The 15,608-nt window shown below is 64.6% G+C and carries 14 protein-coding genes; 11 read left to right on the forward strand and 3 right to left on the reverse strand.

Annotated elements, in window-relative coordinates; translation table 11 throughout:
• Positions 1–11: 11 nt before the first annotated feature.
• The 9 genes from xerD (at position 12) to Tam10B_RS11270 (ending at position 9,371) form a co-directional block, all read left to right on the forward strand.
• Complete coding sequence (xerD, locus tag Tam10B_RS11230; protein WP_093961323.1) at positions 12–959, forward strand: site-specific tyrosine recombinase XerD; 948 nt, start codon at positions 12–14, stop codon at positions 957–959.
• A gap of 121 nt (positions 960–1,080) precedes the next feature.
• Positions 1,081–1,920 (forward strand): ParA family protein, encoded by an 840-nt coding sequence (locus Tam10B_RS11235; RefSeq protein ID WP_093961324.1) that lies wholly within the window; start codon positions 1,081–1,083, stop codon positions 1,918–1,920.
• The gene (locus Tam10B_RS11240; protein ID WP_093961325.1) at positions 1,917–2,834 is read left to right on the forward strand and encodes a segregation and condensation protein A; all 918 of its coding nucleotides are present in this window, start codon (positions 1,917–1,919) and stop codon (positions 2,832–2,834) included. The genes Tam10B_RS11235 and Tam10B_RS11240 overlap by 4 nt, the downstream gene beginning before the upstream one ends.
• Positions 2,835–3,410, forward strand: a complete 576-nt coding sequence (gene scpB / locus Tam10B_RS11245; RefSeq protein WP_093961326.1) for an SMC-Scp complex subunit ScpB — start codon at positions 2,835–2,837, stop codon at positions 3,408–3,410.
• 139 nt (positions 3,411–3,549) lie between these two features.
• Positions 3,550–4,653 (forward strand): beta-galactosidase BglB, encoded by a 1,104-nt coding sequence (bglB, locus tag Tam10B_RS11250; protein ID WP_093961327.1) that lies wholly within the window; start codon positions 3,550–3,552, stop codon positions 4,651–4,653.
• 214 nt (positions 4,654–4,867) lie between these two features.
• Complete coding sequence (gene typA / locus Tam10B_RS11255; RefSeq protein WP_093961328.1) at positions 4,868–6,790, forward strand: translational GTPase TypA; 1,923 nt, start codon at positions 4,868–4,870, stop codon at positions 6,788–6,790.
• Positions 6,791–6,967: 177 nt separating this feature from the next.
• Complete coding sequence (locus Tam10B_RS11260) at positions 6,968–7,366, forward strand: hypothetical protein (RefSeq protein ID WP_093961329.1); 399 nt, start codon at positions 6,968–6,970, stop codon at positions 7,364–7,366.
• A gap of 2 nt (positions 7,367–7,368) precedes the next feature.
• Entirely contained in the window at positions 7,369–8,331 is a 963-nt protein-coding gene (locus Tam10B_RS11265; protein ID WP_093961330.1) for a prephenate dehydratase, read from the forward strand.
• The gene (locus Tam10B_RS11270) at positions 8,322–9,371 is read left to right on the forward strand and encodes a prephenate dehydrogenase (protein WP_093961331.1); all 1,050 of its coding nucleotides are present in this window, start codon (positions 8,322–8,324) and stop codon (positions 9,369–9,371) included. Before Tam10B_RS11265 ends, Tam10B_RS11270 begins: the two co-directional genes overlap by 10 nt.
• 131 nt (positions 9,372–9,502) lie before the next feature.
• On the opposite strand, the gene Tam10B_RS11275 is transcribed toward Tam10B_RS11270, so the two are convergent.
• The 3 genes from Tam10B_RS11275 to Tam10B_RS11285 form a co-directional block, all read right to left on the reverse strand.
• Positions 9,503–10,102, reverse strand: a complete 600-nt coding sequence (locus Tam10B_RS11275; protein WP_093961332.1) for a TetR/AcrR family transcriptional regulator — start codon at positions 10,100–10,102, stop codon at positions 9,503–9,505.
• Between the two features lie 122 nt (positions 10,103–10,224).
• Positions 10,225–10,485: a DUF6725 family protein gene (locus Tam10B_RS11280; protein WP_093961436.1), complete on the reverse strand. Its 261-nt coding sequence runs from the start codon at positions 10,483–10,485 to the stop codon at positions 10,225–10,227.
• Between the two features lie 263 nt (positions 10,486–10,748).
• Positions 10,749–12,224, reverse strand: a complete 1,476-nt coding sequence (locus tag Tam10B_RS11285) for a DASS family sodium-coupled anion symporter (RefSeq protein ID WP_093961333.1) — start codon at positions 12,222–12,224, stop codon at positions 10,749–10,751.
• A 266-nt stretch (positions 12,225–12,490) separates the two neighbouring features.
• Between Tam10B_RS11285 and Tam10B_RS11290 the strand changes: the two genes are divergently transcribed.
• Both Tam10B_RS11290 and Tam10B_RS11295 read left to right on the forward strand, forming a co-directional pair.
• Positions 12,491–14,122 carry an NAD-dependent malic enzyme gene (locus Tam10B_RS11290; RefSeq protein WP_093961334.1) on the forward strand — a complete coding sequence of 544 codons (1,632 nt, stop codon included), beginning with the start codon at positions 12,491–12,493 and terminating at the stop codon, positions 14,120–14,122.
• A gap of 97 nt (positions 14,123–14,219) precedes the next feature.
• A complete protein-coding gene (locus Tam10B_RS11295) occupies positions 14,220–15,191 on the forward strand; it encodes a LysR family transcriptional regulator (RefSeq protein WP_093961335.1) in 972 nt (323 codons plus the stop codon).
• Positions 15,192–15,608: the final 417 nt, after the last annotated feature.

Raw genomic sequence — 15,608 nt, forward strand, 5'->3', positions numbered from 1 at the left:
CGGAGGACCATATGGACGAACCTGGCTGGCACGCGAAATCCGGCACGGACACGCTGGACGATCTGATCGATCGCTTTCTGGCGTACATCGACGTGGAACGGGGATTGGCGAAGGCCACGGTCGCCGCCTACCGCTCCGACCTGTCCAGATACGCGCAGTGGCTGCGTGGCAGAGGCATCGGTTCGCTCGTCGAGGTCTCGCGTCATGACGTGGAGGATTTCATGGCGTCGCTTGCCGTGGAAAGCGCGAGGAGCCGGGCCCGTCGCCTCGCCGCGGTGCACGAGCTGCACCGGTTCGCCGTCGCCGAGGGCAAGATTCCGTCCGACGTCTCCGAAGGAGTGAAGCCGCCCAAGGGGCCGTCCACGCTTCCTGATGTGCTCAGCGTGGACGAGGTGTCCAAGCTGCTCGACGCGGCGGCACCCAAGGGGGCGACCGATCCCGTATCGCTGCGCGACCGTGCGCTGCTCGAATTCATGTACGCCACCGGATGCCGCGTCTCGGAGGCGGTGGGGGCGGACCTTGCCGACATCGACCTCGACCAGCGCGTGGCGAGACTGACCGGCAAGGGATCCAAGCAGCGTCTGGTTCCCGTCGGCTCCTACGCCTGCGCCGCCATGCACGCGTACCTGAACGACGGGCGCGAGCCGCTCATGCGCAAGGCCAAGAGCAATCCCGAGCTGCGCGCGATCTTCCTCAACAAGCGCGGACGCCGTCTTTCCAGACAATCCGTGTGGGAGATCGTTCGGATCGCAGGGGAGCGGGCCCACATCGACAAACCGCTGCATCCGCACACGCTTCGCCACTCTTTCGCCACCCATCTCATCCAGGGCGGCGCCGATGTGCGCACCGTGCAGGAGCTGCTCGGCCATGCCAGCGTCACCACCACGCAGATCTACACGCACGTCAGCCCCCAGGTGCTGATGGAGACGTACCTCACCTCCCATCCGCGTGCCCGATGACATCGCCGCCCCGCCCGCAGGCGGTCCCGTCGTCATGCCGTCGGGCATGCGGATGACACGTCGGCAAAATCCGCGATTCGGGTGACGAAAACTAGGCACGGTTGTTGTTAGCATGGAGATTATGCCTACTGATCTGTTAGGGCGCGAATACGAGACCTTCCCCGCGCCGCAAGCTTTGGACCATCACGGACCCGCACGAATCATCGCCATGTGCAACCAGAAGGGCGGCGTAGGCAAGACCACCTCATCGATCAACATCGCCGGTGCGCTGACGAACTTCGGGCGCAAGGTACTCATCGTCGACTCCGACCCGCAGGGCGCATCCTCGGTCGGTCTCGGCATCAACGCGAACTCCGTGGACAACACCATCTACACGGCCATGTTCAACCCGTCGATGGACCCGCACGAGGTCGTGCATCACACGCGGTTCGAGGGATTGGACATCATTCCCGCGAACATCGACCTGTCCGCCGCGGAGGTACAGCTGGTCACCGAGGTGGGACGCGAACAGGTGCTCGCCAGCGTGCTGCGTCCGCTGCGCGACGAATACGATCTGATCATCATCGACTGCCAGCCGTCGCTGGGTTTGCTCACCGTGAACGCGCTGACCGCGGCCGACGGCGTGATCATCCCCGTGGCCGCCGAGTTCTTCGCCCTGCGAGGCGTGGCGCTGCTCATGCAGTCCATCGAGAAGGTGAAGAGCCGCATCAATCCCGGTCTTGAGGTCTACGGTGTGCTCGTGACCATGTACACACGCACGCTGCACTCCGAGGAGGTGCTCGACCGCATCTACGAGGCGTTCCAGGAGAAGGTGTTCCACACCGTGATCACACGGTCGATCAAACTGCCCGACGCCACGATCGCCGCGGCGCCGATCACCATGTACGCCCCGGAGCACAAGACCGCCAAGGAATACCGCGAGGTGGCGCGTGAGTTGGTGGCACGCGGAGTGGTGGCGTGACGGCGGCGGAACGTTCCGCGGATCTTTCGAACTCGCAGCCCGGCGGTGAGGCCATCGAATCCGATGCCACCGCCGGTTTTCATGTCGAGCTCGACTCCTACCAGGGGCCGTTCGACGTGCTGCTGGGACTGCTGGCCAACAAGCGTCTGGAATTGACCGAGGTGTCGCTGGCCACGGTCACTGAGGAGTTCATCGCCTACATCGATGCCATGGACCTGACCGCGAACATGGACGAGGCGAGCGAGTTCATCGACGTCGCCTCGGTGCTGGTGGAGGCGAAGAGCGCCGCGCTGCTGCCGTCCTTCGATGACGGTGACCGCGACGAGCACAGCATGGACGCGCTGCGTGAACGAGACCTGCTGTTCGCCAGACTTCTGCAGTACAAGGCGTTCAAGCAGGCGGGCGTGGATTTCCGCTCGCGTATGGCCGCCAACGCCGGTCGAGTGGACCATCCGGGATACGTGGACGATGCGATCGCCGCCATGATGCCGGATCTGCGACTGACGATCGACGCGGAGGCGCTGGCCAGGATGGCCGCCCGTGCGATCGCCGGCGCGCCGCCGGAGGAGGTGACGGTCAGCCAGCTGCATGTGCCGTTGGTGGACCTTCGCGAGCAGGCGTCCATGGTTCGCGACCGCCTGCGCCGGCTTCCTGAGGGGGACTCCATGACGTTCGACCAGCTGACCGCCGACACGGACACCCGCATCGAGGTGGTGGCACGGTTCCTGGCGGTGCTGGCGTTCTTCAAGCAGGGCGAGCTGCAGTTCAAGCAGGAGGGACCGTACGCCGACCTGCACCTGCGGTGGGCGGCTGGCATGCGTGCCGTGACCGGGCGTATGGGCGATGGCGAGGATGGCTCGGCGACCACGAACGATGATGATGACGTGACAATCAGCGAAAAGGATTTTGCATAGATGGTGAATGTGGACGAATTCCCCGGTGGTCTGGCCGCCTGTCTGGAATCGGTGCTGATGGTGAGTGACCGTCCGCTGACGGAGGATGCGCTGGCGGGGGCGTTGGGCGTGGACGTCGATCGCGTGGTCCAGGTTCTGGAATCGTTGCGCGACGACTACGATGGCGCGGATGGCACGCAACGTCGTGGATTCGAACTGCTTCATACGGTTCGCGGATGGCGCCTGGCCAGCCGTCGGGAGATGCTGCCCGCGGTGGAGGCCTTCGTCAACGACGGAAAGACGGCGAGGCTGTCGCAGGCCGCGATGGAGACCCTGGCGATCATCGCATACAAGCAGCCGATCACACGTGCGCAGATATCGGCCATTCGCGGGGTGAGCTCCGACGGCGTGATCCGTTCGCTGACGCTGCACAGACTGGTGGAGGAACGCGGCGCGGACCCCGATTCACATGCGGCGCTTCTGGTGACCACCGACGTATTTCTGGAAAAAATGGGACTTGACGGACTTGATCATCTGCCGTCTCTTGCCCCGTTCCTGCCCGAATCGGCGCGAGCCGTCGAATCAGTGGAAGAATAGCACAAGAAAAGGCAATATTTGCGATATATATTTCCAAAAACTGGAATAATTTTTTGCAAAATTTGCGAAAAATTGCGTTACGATGAGAATGTCAACAAAGTCAACGATGTCATTGTTCTTCTCACGAAACGAGGCTCCAATGGAAACGACCGCGATGCCGATCACCCGCGAACATCTTCAGAAGCTCATGGACGCCATGATCTCCAATCTGGTGTCCATCTCCAGCAAGGACGGTGACGGCCTGTGGACGCAGGGCGGCGTCGTGGTCGACGACAAGAGCTGGGACGTATGGAACTGGCCTCAGGGCGTGGGCCTGTACGGACTGTTCCGCAACTACGACGTCACCGGCAACGAGGCCGCCTGGCAGGCCGTGACCTCCTGGTTCGACCGTGCCCTGGCCAAGGGCACGCCGTCCAAGAACGTCAACACCATGGCGCCGCTGCTGGCCATGGCGTTCCTGTACGAGCGCACCGGCGAATCCCGGCTGCTGCCGTATCTCAAGCGCTGGACCGACTGGGCTATGAACGCCATGCCGCGCACCGAGGAACTCGGCATGCAGCACATCACGTTCGGCGAGCCGCACCACAACCAGCTGTGGGCCGACACCCTGGTCATGACCGTGCTGCCGCTGGCCAAGATCGGCATGCTGCTCGGCCGCAAGGACTACGTGGAGGAGGCCAAATACCAGTTCCAGATCCACGTCAAGTACCTCATGGACCCGTCCACCGGCCTGTGGTTCCACGGCTGGACCTTCGACGGACGCAACAACTTCGCCGGCGCCCACTGGGGCCGCGGCAACTGCTGGGCCACGATGGCCATCCCCGAAATCATCGACATTCTGGAACTCGAGCCCGGCGACTCCCTGCGCACCTGGCTGGTCGAGGTGCTCAAGACCCAGGTGGACGCGCTGGCGAAGCACCAGGACGAGTCCGGCCTGTGGCACACGCTGGTCGATCACGACGACACGTACGTCGAGTCCTCCGCCACCGCCGGCTTCGCCTATGGCATCCTGCGCGCCGTGCACGGCGGGCTGCTCAACGAGTCGTACGCGGCGATCGCCTACCGCGCAATTGCGGGACTGACCGAGCAGGTCGGCGAGGACGGCGCGGTGGCCAACGTGTCGGTGGGCACCGGCATGGGCTCCGACCTCGACTACTACCGCACCATCGAGCGCACCCCGATGCCGTACGGCCAGTCGCTGACCATCCTCGCCTTCACGGAGATGCTCGTCTCCTACTGCTGATCCGACGCCGGACCGCCGTCGTGGCGCCGAAGCCGTTTCGACGCCACGAACGCCGCCGGCATGCCATGATGCCGATTGGTCACTGTCAAGGAATACGGCTACTATTGGTGCGGTTTGTGTATAGGGAAACGGCAACGAACCAGTCCGAATACTCCAAAAGCGACGCAAATACTTCATTGCGACACAAATAGACAGTCAATTAAGAGAGGTTTTCATGGCGGTACGCGGTGATATCCGTAATGTGGCGATTGTGGCTCACGTCGACCACGGCAAGACCACGCTGGTGAACGCGATGCTCCAGCAGTCCCACGTGTTCAACGAGCGTGAGGAAGTGCCGGATCGCGTGATGGACTCCAACGATCTGGAGCGCGAGAAGGGCATCACCATCCTGGCCAAGAACACGGCCGTCGAGTACACCGGCCCGCTGGCCGCCAAGTACGGTCACCCCGAGGGCATCACCCTCAACATCATCGACACCCCCGGCCACGCCGACTTCGGCGGCGAGGTCGAGCGCGGCATCTCCATGGTCGACGGCGTGGTGCTGCTGGTGGACGCCTCCGAAGGCCCCCTGCCGCAGACCCGCTTCGTGCTGCGCAAGGCCCTCGAGGCCAAGCTGCCGGTGATCCTGTGCGTGAACAAGGTGGATCGCCCCGACGCCCGCATCGAAGAGGTCGTGGGCGAGACCTCCGACCTGCTGCTCGGTCTGGCCGACGACGTGCAGCACGAGGGCATCGACCTCGATCTCGACCAGCTGCTCGACATGCCGGTGATCTACTGCGCCGCCAAGGCCGGCTACGCCTCCACCGACCAGCCCGCCGACGGCGGTCTGCCCGACAACGACAACCTCGAGCCGCTGTTCGAGGCCATCATCAAGAACATCCCCGCCCCCGAATACGACGAGGACGCCCCGCTGCAGGCCCACGTGGCCAACATCGACTCCTCCGACTTCCTCGGTCGACTCGGTCTGGTCCGCATCTACAACGGCACGCTGAAGAAGGGCGCCACCTACGGCCTGTCCCGTGTGGACGGCTCCATCGAGAACTTCCGCGTCTCCGAGCTGCTGCGCACCCAGGGCCTCGACCGTCAGCCCGTCGAGGAGGCCGGCCCCGGAGACATCGTGGCCGTCGCCGGCGTCAACGACATCATGATCGGCGAGACCATCGTCGACCCCAACGATCCCAAGCCGCTGCCGCTCATCCACGTCGACGATCCGGCCATCTCCATGACCTTCGGCGTCAACGACTCCCCGCTGGCCGGCACCGAGGGCAAGGACCACAAGCTCACCGCCCGCATGATCAAGGACCGTCTGGACCGCGAGCTCATCGGCAACGTGTCGATCAAGGTGCTGCCCACCGAGCGTCCGGACGCCTGGGAGGTCCAGGGCCGTGGCGAGCTGGCGCTGGCCGTGCTGGCCGAGCAGATGCGCCGCGAAGGCTACGAGCTGACCGTCGGCCGTCCGCAGGTGGTCACCAAGACCATCGACGGCGTGATCAACGAGCCGATGGAGAACACCACCATCGACGTGCCCGAGGAGTACATGGGCGCGGTCACCCAGCTCATGGCCGACCGCAAGGGCCGTATGGACAACATGACGAACCACGGCTCCGGCTGGGTGCGTCTGCAGTTCACCGTGCCGTCCCGCGGCCTGATCGGCTTCCGCACCGCGCTGCTGTCCGCCACCCGCGGCACCGGCATCGCCTCCTCCATCTCCGCCGGATACGCCCCGTGGGCCGGTGAGATCACCATTCGCCAGAACGGCTCCATGGTCTCCGACCGTCAGGGCGTGGCCACCCCGTACGCCATGCAGCGTCTGCAGGCCCGTGGCAACTTCTTCGTCGACCCGCAGTCCCCGGTGTACGAGGGCCAGGTCGTGGGCATCAACAACAAGCCCGACGAGCTCGACGTGAACATCACGCTGGCCAAGCACATGACCAACATGCGTTCCGCCACCGCCGACGTGCTCGAGACGCTCACCCCGCCGATCAAGATGAGCCTCGAGGAGTCCCTCGACTTCGCGAACGAGGACGAGTGCGTGGAGGTGACCCCCGAGTCCATCCGCGTGCGCAAGATCATCCTCAAGCGTGACGATTGGTACAAGTGGCGCGCCAAGCAGCGTCGCCAGAACAAGAACGCCTGATAGTAAGCGTTCGTTTCCCGAACGTTTACCGGGTGTCGGCCGTCGGTCTCGGCAGGTGGAATTGTGAAGCACTTGTAGAGGCCGACGGTCATACTAAACCATATGACTACACGAATGGAGATGACTCCACGGCGAGGCCGGGCGGATCGAAACGCCCTCAAGCCGTGGAGTTTTCGTTTGCCCCTGTGGGGCCGCATCCTCGTCAGCGCGGCCTCGGGCGCGATCGTCGGCTTCGTCGGCGCCGCTGCCCATCGCATGGGCGTCCAGTGGAGCATCCCCTACGGACTGGTGCTGTCGTTCCTCCTGCTCGGCATATCCACATGGTCGGCGCGGGCTCGATCCGGCAGCACGGGAGTGGGATTTCATCTCATCGCATCCGGTGCGGTGACCATGCTGATCCTGCAGATGTCCACCCAGTCCCGAGCGATGCTGATTTTCGGGTACACCTCGGACTCCTACACCTTCTTCATGCAGAAGACCGGCATCATCTGGATGCTGGGCATGGTGGCGCTTCAGGTGCTCATGCTGATGCTGCCGAAACGGTGGTTCGACGTGCCCGATAGAAGGATTCGCTGATTATGACCGTGTCATTGCATTATCTTGGGCCGCAGGGCTCGTTCACCCATCAGGCCGCTTCGGCCGCCGCGCAGCTCATCCCCGACGGGGGCGAATGCGTCGCCGCGCCGAACGTGCCGGCCATCTTCGACGCCGTGGCCAACGGCAACGGCTGGGGCGTGGTCGCCTGGGAGAACAATGTGGAGGGCTACGTGGTGCCGAACCTCGACGCCCTGATCGATGCCGAGGACGTGGCCGGATTCGCCCGCGTGAGCGTGGACGTCACCTTCGATGCGCTGGTCCGTCCGGGCCATGGCGACCTGACCGTGGTGCGCGCCCACCCGCACGGGCTGGCGCAATGCTCCAAGTTCATCGCCGAGCATGCGCTCACCGCCGAGCCGTCGTCGTCCAACGCCGCGGCATGCCGTGACATCGCCGCCGACGAGGTGGCGCTCGGCCCCTCGATCTGCGCCGGCCTGTACGGACTGAACGTGCTGTGCAAGGGCGTGCAGGACTTCGATGGCGCCTCCACCGACTTTCTGGTGCTCGCCCCTCGCGAGCAGGTGCGCGAGCAGCTGGTTCAGGCCGAGACGCAGGGCGTCACTGAGTTCGAGTCCATCGTTGCGTTTATTCCATTGAGCACCGGCCCCGGTGTGCTGGCCGATCTGCTTGACGTGATCCGCGACGCCGGCCTGAATATGACCAGCTTCATCTCCCGCCCCATCAAGGGGCACGCGGGCACCTACAGCTTCATCGCCACGCTCGATGCGGCACCGTGGCAGCCGCAGTTCAAGGCGGTGCTCAACACCGTGGTGGCGCACGGAGATTGGGTGAAGACCCTGGCCGTCTATCCGCGACGTGAACGGCCGAATCCTCCGGTGAGCGCATGGATGCTGCCCGACGGCGGTGTGCGACTGACCCCCGAGGATACCGCGGCCGGCATGCAGTTCGAGCCGGACGATGACAAGGAGCTGCTATGGGCGTGAATGCGGAAGTGAATGCGAAGCCCGAGGCACGCGTGATCGCCGTTGCCGGACTGGGCCTGATCGGCGGATCGCTGGCCCGTCGTCTGGCGGACCGGGGCCGTCGCGTGATCGCATGGAACCACCGCCCGGCGCCCTATGATCTGGCGCGTGCCGCCGGCATCGAATGCGTGGACGACGTGACGGATCTGGCGCGTGCCGTTCCTGATGTACTCGTGCTGTGCACGCCGCTCAAGGCCATGCCCGACGTGCTGGCGAAACTGGCCCCCGTTCTGGACCGACGCACCGTGCTCACCGATGTGGGCAGCGTCAAGGGGCAGGTGCGTGACGAGGTGAAGGCCGCCGGCCTGAACGACCTCTACGTGGGGGCGCATCCGATGGCCGGCAACGAATTCTCCGGCTATGCGGCCTCCGATCCGTCACTGTACGACGACGCCCTCTGGGCGATCACCTTCGATGAACGTACTGCCTTCGACCGTCTGCTCGTCGTGGCCGACATGATCTGCGAGGGCGTGGGCGACCGTTTCATCGCGATCGACGACGATACCCACGATCATGCTGCCGCGCTGATCAGCCATATGCCGCACGTGGTGTCCACCGCATTGGCCAACGAGCTGACCGAGACCCCGGGGCGCAACATCGCCCAGGCGCTTGCCGCCGGCTGTTGGCGGGACATGACCCGTGTGGCCCTCACCGACCCCGATCGCACCCGTGCGATGGTGGAGGAGGACGCCGCCAACGTGGCCATGCTGCTGCACCATATGAGTGAGCGTCTGGACTCCATGGCGACGCTGCTGGAATCGGGTGACGAGACGGCTATGGCACGGATTCGTGAGTTCTTCGCCGTGGCCCGCCCGTACCGTGAGTACAAGGCCCGCGAGCGCGGGGGAGCGGCTCATGAGACCGTGACCGTGCGCATCGACGGCGGTGATGAGACCGTATGGCGCGGTCAGCTGTTGGAATCCGCCAAGCGTGGCGAGCACGTCACGCACATGACCGATCGCGGCCATGCCGTTGCCGAGGTCCGCACCGCCCTTGTCTAGGTAGTCTTCTTGCCCCGTGTGCTCCCTCCCCATGGGGCATAGCACGTCTGAGGCTTTTTCTCTGTGCTCCCTCCAAGGGAGGGAGCTGTCACGCAGTGACTGAGGGAGGGATGCACTGTCAAAAGCTCTCCCTAGCTCAGCAGGTCCGCCGGCGCCAGCGTACGCCCGCGATCGATGATCGTGGCGATGGTTTCGGGCGACTCCTCGCATCCGCGCTTGAGCCACAGCCAGATGACGGCGGTGAGCGACGCCGCAAGCATCTCCCTCGCATAGACCGAGGGGATGTCGTCGCGGCCGGGTTTCTTGCCCACCTTCTCCGCCTCGATGAGCAGCAGTTCGGTGGTGATGTCCTTGGTGCGGTTGTACAGCTGCATGTCGTTGCCGCTGTGGGAGATGGCGTCGAAGAACGCGAAGTCGTTCTTGATGTAGCGCAGGCCTCCAAGCAGGGCCATGTACGGGATGAGCTGGCCTTCGGGGCCGGACGTCTGCTGGTGGAGGGGCGCGGAGCCCGGACTGAGCATGATCTGCGTCAGATCGCTCATGGCGTTGGCGAGCAGCTGCTGGCGCAGATCGAACTTGTCGGTGTAGTGCGTGTAGAACGTGCCGCGGTTGATGTGCGCCTCGCGGGCGAGATCGCTGACGGTCATGGCGTCGAATCCCTTGGCGTTCGTCAGCGTGATGAACGCCTCCTTGATGGCGCCTTCGGTGCGTGTGTTCCTGCGTTGTACCATGGGCTCTCCTTGCGGTCGACTGCGGACAGACCGGTCCGTCCGCAGTCCTTCGTGCATGTGTTTCGGACCAGCCTATCACTGACCATAATCAACACGTTGTTCGTATAACGTGTGTGAGGAGGTCATGCGCGTCGGACGGGGAACTGCGGGCGTTCGGGAACCGGCTTGAGCCGTACGATGCTGGCCGCGTCGACGGACACGATCTCGGCCTTTCGTCGTCCGTTCGCCGATTCGTCGCGCAGCATCGTCAACGTTCGTCCGTCCCATCCGGTGACGTGCCCCACGTAGTCGCGATACTTTTCCCGCCCGTCGTGCTCGTCCACGCCGATGAGGGTGCGCACCACGATGCGTGCGCCGGTCGGAATATGCTTCGGTAGGATCATGGTTTCGAGTGTAATCGTCGGTTCGATGTCGTCGAATGCAGATCGGCGATCAATGTCAACGATGTGATTTGCGTCACATCGATCGGTTGCCATCGGTTTCCTCGAGGTGCCGTAACCCGGGCAGGAGTAACGTGAATACCGATTGGTGGGAAGCCCTGCTCCGGACCAGAATCCCGGATGCCAACGGGGATGAGAAAACCTCTTCGCGAACAATGATGTGCGAAGAGGTTTTTCTTTGTGTAGGTCCGATTGCTCCGGATCCGTCACCACAGGCCGATGATCTTCCACCAGCCCATGCCCACGGTCAGCCAGATCGCCACCGTCACGATGCCGCACAGGAAGCCGATCTTCAGGAACTCCGGCGTCTTGAGGTAGCCGGCGCCGTAGATCAGTGCCGCCGGACCGGACGCGTAGTGCGTCATGGCGCCGATCAGGCCGGTGGCGCAGCCCAGCATCAGCGCGGAGGCGACCGGGGGAGCGCCGGCGGCCACGGCCACGCCGAGGAACAGCGTGTACAGGGCCACCGCCTGGGCCAGTTCGGCGGCGAACATGTAGTGCATCAGGAAGTAGCAGACGGTGAGCAGAGCGAGCACCGCCATCCACGGCATGCCCGAGGTGGCGTCGGCGATCATCTCGCCGGCCCATTCGGTCACGCCCAGCTCGTTGAGCGGCGTGGCCATGCCCACCAGCACGCCGAAGAAGATCAGCGTGGACCATGCCGACTTGTTGGCCGCCATGTCCTGCCAGCTGATGATGCCGGTGGCCAGCAGTACGGCCACGCCCAGGAACGCCACGGTGGTCGCATTGATGCCGGTCATGGAGCCGGTGGCCCACAGCACGAGCATCACCACGAACGTCGCCGCCATGATCCACTCCCGCATGCTCAGACGTCCCAGCTGCTTCAGTTCGTCACGGGCGTCGGACTGGGCGGACGGCACATGCTTGATCGTGGGCGGGTACACCTTGTACACCAGCGCGGGGATGATCAGCAGACTCAGCACGCCGGGCACGATGCCGGCCAGCGCCCACGTGCCCCAGCCGATCGTCACATTGCTGTCGGCGGCGAGCTGCACCACCACCGGGCCCGCGGCCATGGACGTGACGAACATGGCGGAGGTGATGGCGTTCACGTTGTTCGCCGTCACGGCCAGGTACGCGCCGATGCGGCGACGGGATTCGTCGCTCTCCGGCGTGGACTTCTGCACGTCGCTGATCGACGTGATGATCGGGAACAGGATGCCGCCCAGTCGTGCGGTGTTCGACGGCGTGGCCGGCGCCAGCAGCAGGTCGGCCGCCGACAGGCCATAGGAGATGCCGAGCGTGGATTTGCCGAGCAGACTGATGAACACCAATGCCACACGACGGCCCAGTCCGGTCTTCACGAATCCCTGGGCGATGAAGAAGGCCGCCACGATCAGCCAGATTGAGGCGCTGCCCAGACCGGAGAACGCCGCCGTCTTCGGATCCATCGTTCCGGTGAGCATCGCCGCCGTCAGCCCGATGATCGCCACCGCGGCCGTGGGCAGCGGCTGCAGGATCAGGCCGAGGATCGTGCCAAGGAAGATCGCCAGCATATGCATGGCCTGTGGTTCGAGTCCGTCCGGTGCGGGAACGACGTAGATCGCAACGGTGACGGCCACGCAGATCGCCGCCTTGATCAGACGCGCCGGTTCGAAGGCCGTCCTCGACGTGTCTTTGGCGGTCCGTGCGGCGGTGTTGATGCTCGCTGCTGCTGCCATGATGTGCTCCTTTACACGAAAGATTGGTGGCCCGCCGCGGCATCCTTGTGGCGACGGGCTATGCACCCGAGCATAGAAATCTGTGAACTGCCTCACAAATAACGAATGACAATATGGGTGCGACTCACCGTGCCATATGTCGGGATCGTTGCGATGTCAGGCGTGTCGTGCATATAAACAGGACTTATTTGTAGAGCGGTCGGCGGCTTCCTAATTTGGGAGACATCAACCGGGCAAGGACGCCCACGCCGTTCCAAGAAAAGAGGATGATCGACATGACCGGATTCGCCACTCTGAAGGACTCCTTTGTCAACAAGGGCATCGCCTACACTGCCGATGAACGCGTGGCCGCGGACGTCGACGGCCTGCTGCCCGCCGCGGTGCAGTCGCTCGACCTGCAGGAACAGGCCATGTACGCACGATTCCACAGCCTTGACAAGGACATTGAGAAGCGCCTGTACCTGATGGGCGTGTGCCGTGAGAACCGTCGCCTGTTCTATCACGGCATGGCCAAGCATCTGACCGAATACATGCCGATCGTCTACGCGCCCACCGTGGCCCAGTCGATCCAGCGCTACGACGAGTTCTACTTCGGATCCGACGTGGCCTACGTGTCGATCGAGCATCCCGAACGCATCAAGGACGCGCTGCGCCAGTACGCTCAGGGTCGCGACATCGACCTGATCGTCGCCACCGACGGCGAGGGCATCCTCGGCATCGGCGACTGGGGCGCCCAGGGCGCGGAGATCCTCACCGGCAAGCTCGCCGTGTACACCGCCGCCGCAGGCATCGACCCCGCCCGCGTGCTGCCCGTCATGATTGACGTGGGCACCGACCGTCAGGAGCTGCTCGACAACCCGCACTACGTGGGCAACCGCTTCCCGCGCGTCCGCGGACAGCGCTACGACGACTTCATCGAAGCGTTCGTACGCGACAGTCTGGAACTCTACCCGGACGCGCTGCTGCACTGGGAGGACTTCGGCCGCCCGTGCGCCGCGCCGATCCTGGAACGCTACCGTCACGATGTGCTCACGCTCAATGACGACATTCAGGGCACCGGCGTGACCGTGCTCGCCGCCCTCGTGGCCGCCCGCCGCATCGCCGGCACGAGCTACGACGACACGCGCATCCTCGTGTTCGGTGCAGGCACCGCCGGCGTGGGCATCGCCGACCAGCTCGTCGACGACATGGTGCTCGAGGGAGGCATGGACCGCGCCGACGCCATGAGCCGCGTGGCGCTTGTGGACCGTTACGGTCTGATCCTCGCCGGTCAGGAAGGACTGACCGAAGGCCAGGCCAAGTACGCGCACGATCCGGCCGAATTCGCCGGTCTTGACGACATCACCGATCTGGCCGCCGTGGTCGACGCGTTCAAGCCGTCCGTGCTCATCGGCACCTCCACCCGTCCCGGCGCATTCAACGAGCAGGTGGTCCGCGCCATGGCCTCCCACGTGGAACGCCCGCTGATCTGCCCGATCTCCAACCCCACCGAACTGTCCGAGGCCAAGGCCGCCGATGTGATCCGCTGGACCGAAGGCCGCGCGTTCGTGATCACCGGCACCCCGTCCGCCCCCGTGGAGTACAACGGCGTGACCTACCACATCGGCCAGGGCAACAACGCGCTCATGTATCCCGGCATCTGCTTCGGCGCGATCGTCGGCAAGGCCCGACTCATCAGCGACCGCATGCTGCTCGCCGCCGCACACGCCATCTCCGGCATGATCGACGTGAACGAGCCCGGCGCCGCCGTTCTGCCGCCCGTCTCGTCGCTCACCGAGATCTCCCGCCGCGTGGCCATCGCCGTGGCCGAGCAGGCCATCGCCGAAGGACTCAACCGCGAGCCGGTGCCGGACGTGCCCGCCGCGGTGGAGGCCAACACCTGGCATCCCGAAGCATAGGCCTTTCCTCGGTCTGATTCAAGCCTCCCCGCATCCTTCCGCGTCCTCCACGTACAATGGCTGGAGAACAACGGCGGAAAGCGGGGAGGCTTTGCCTATGGCGTCGATCGACAACGTGCGCGACATGGAACTGTTCCAGCTCGTCGCGGAACTCGGCAGCTTCACCGACGCGGCGGCCGCAGCCCACGTCTCCCAGCCCACGGTGTCACTGGCGGTCAAGCGACTGGAACAGCGACTCGGCGCCACCCTGGTGGAACGCCATCGATTCGGGGCCAAGGGCGGCATCTCCCTGACCGAGGCCGGACTCGTGGTCATGCGGCACACGGCGTCGATCCTCGGCGAACTCGACCAACTGTCCGAGGAACTGCAGGCGGCACGGCAGACGAGCCGATACAACGTGGGACTGCCTCCCATCATCTCCGCCTACCTGCTCGGCGCCGACTCGCTCGACACGCTCGCCCACCGTCTCGGCGGACAGGTGGACGTGCAGTCCGTGGGATCGCGGCGACTCATGCGGCAGATCGAACGGCACGCCGTAGACTTCGGCGCCGTGGCCAGCGTGGATCAAGCGCCCAGCGTCGGCGGCATCCAGACGTTCCGCATCGCATCGTTCCCGTTCGTGCTCGCCTACGCACCGGGCAATCCGCCGCAAGGACTGGCCGCAGTAGGGGAGCGGACGGTCTTCGACTTCTCCGATGCCACGCTGGTCGACACCCTGCGGTTCGTCACGCTCGGCGACGACTTCGTCCACTCCAAGGCCGCCACCGCGTTCCTGCGCTCGCACGTGGACACCACACGGCTCATCGAAGTGTCCGACGTGAACACCATGAAGGCGATCATCACATCAGGCCTGGCCGTGGGCCTCATGGCCTCGGTGGCCGTCGACCACGACGACCGACTGGCGTCGATGCCGGTCGTCGGAGTGAACCTGCCCGACTTCGACGTCTACGTGTTCAACGACGAGACCCGCGAGGCCGCAAATCAGGAGCGCGGGCTGGACGAACACGCCCCGGAGCCCCCATCGCAGACCTTCCTCGACATCATCGGCGAGCATCTGTCCCGGAAATAGACGGCCTGGGGCGTGACAAAGAAGAGCGGGTGCTCCCTCCAAGGGAGGGAGCTGTCACGCACAGCGTGACTGAGGGAGGGATGCAAGTCACCCCTCCCTCAGTCACCGGAGAACATCCTGACCTTCAGCGACCGAAGGGTCCGATCACTCCTCACGATCCGCATACCGGGACAGCAGCGCGTCGGCAAGCGCGTCAAGCTCCTCGTCCGTGTAGTCGCGGTCCGCGTCGAGCACGATCTCGTCGTCCGGCCCACCGTTAAAATTCACGCCGGCAAGATCGGCGACATCATGCACGCCATCATCGCCGACGGTCAGCGGCGTGCCATCGGATGAGTACACGCGCACATCGTCCGAATCGTCCACGTCCGAATCGTCCACGGTGCTCGGAGCGACAGGATCGTCCGCGCCCCCGTCATC

This window comes from Bifidobacterium vansinderenii (assembly GCF_002234915.1).
Taxonomy (GTDB): domain Bacteria; phylum Actinomycetota; class Actinomycetes; order Actinomycetales; family Bifidobacteriaceae; genus Galliscardovia; species Galliscardovia vansinderenii.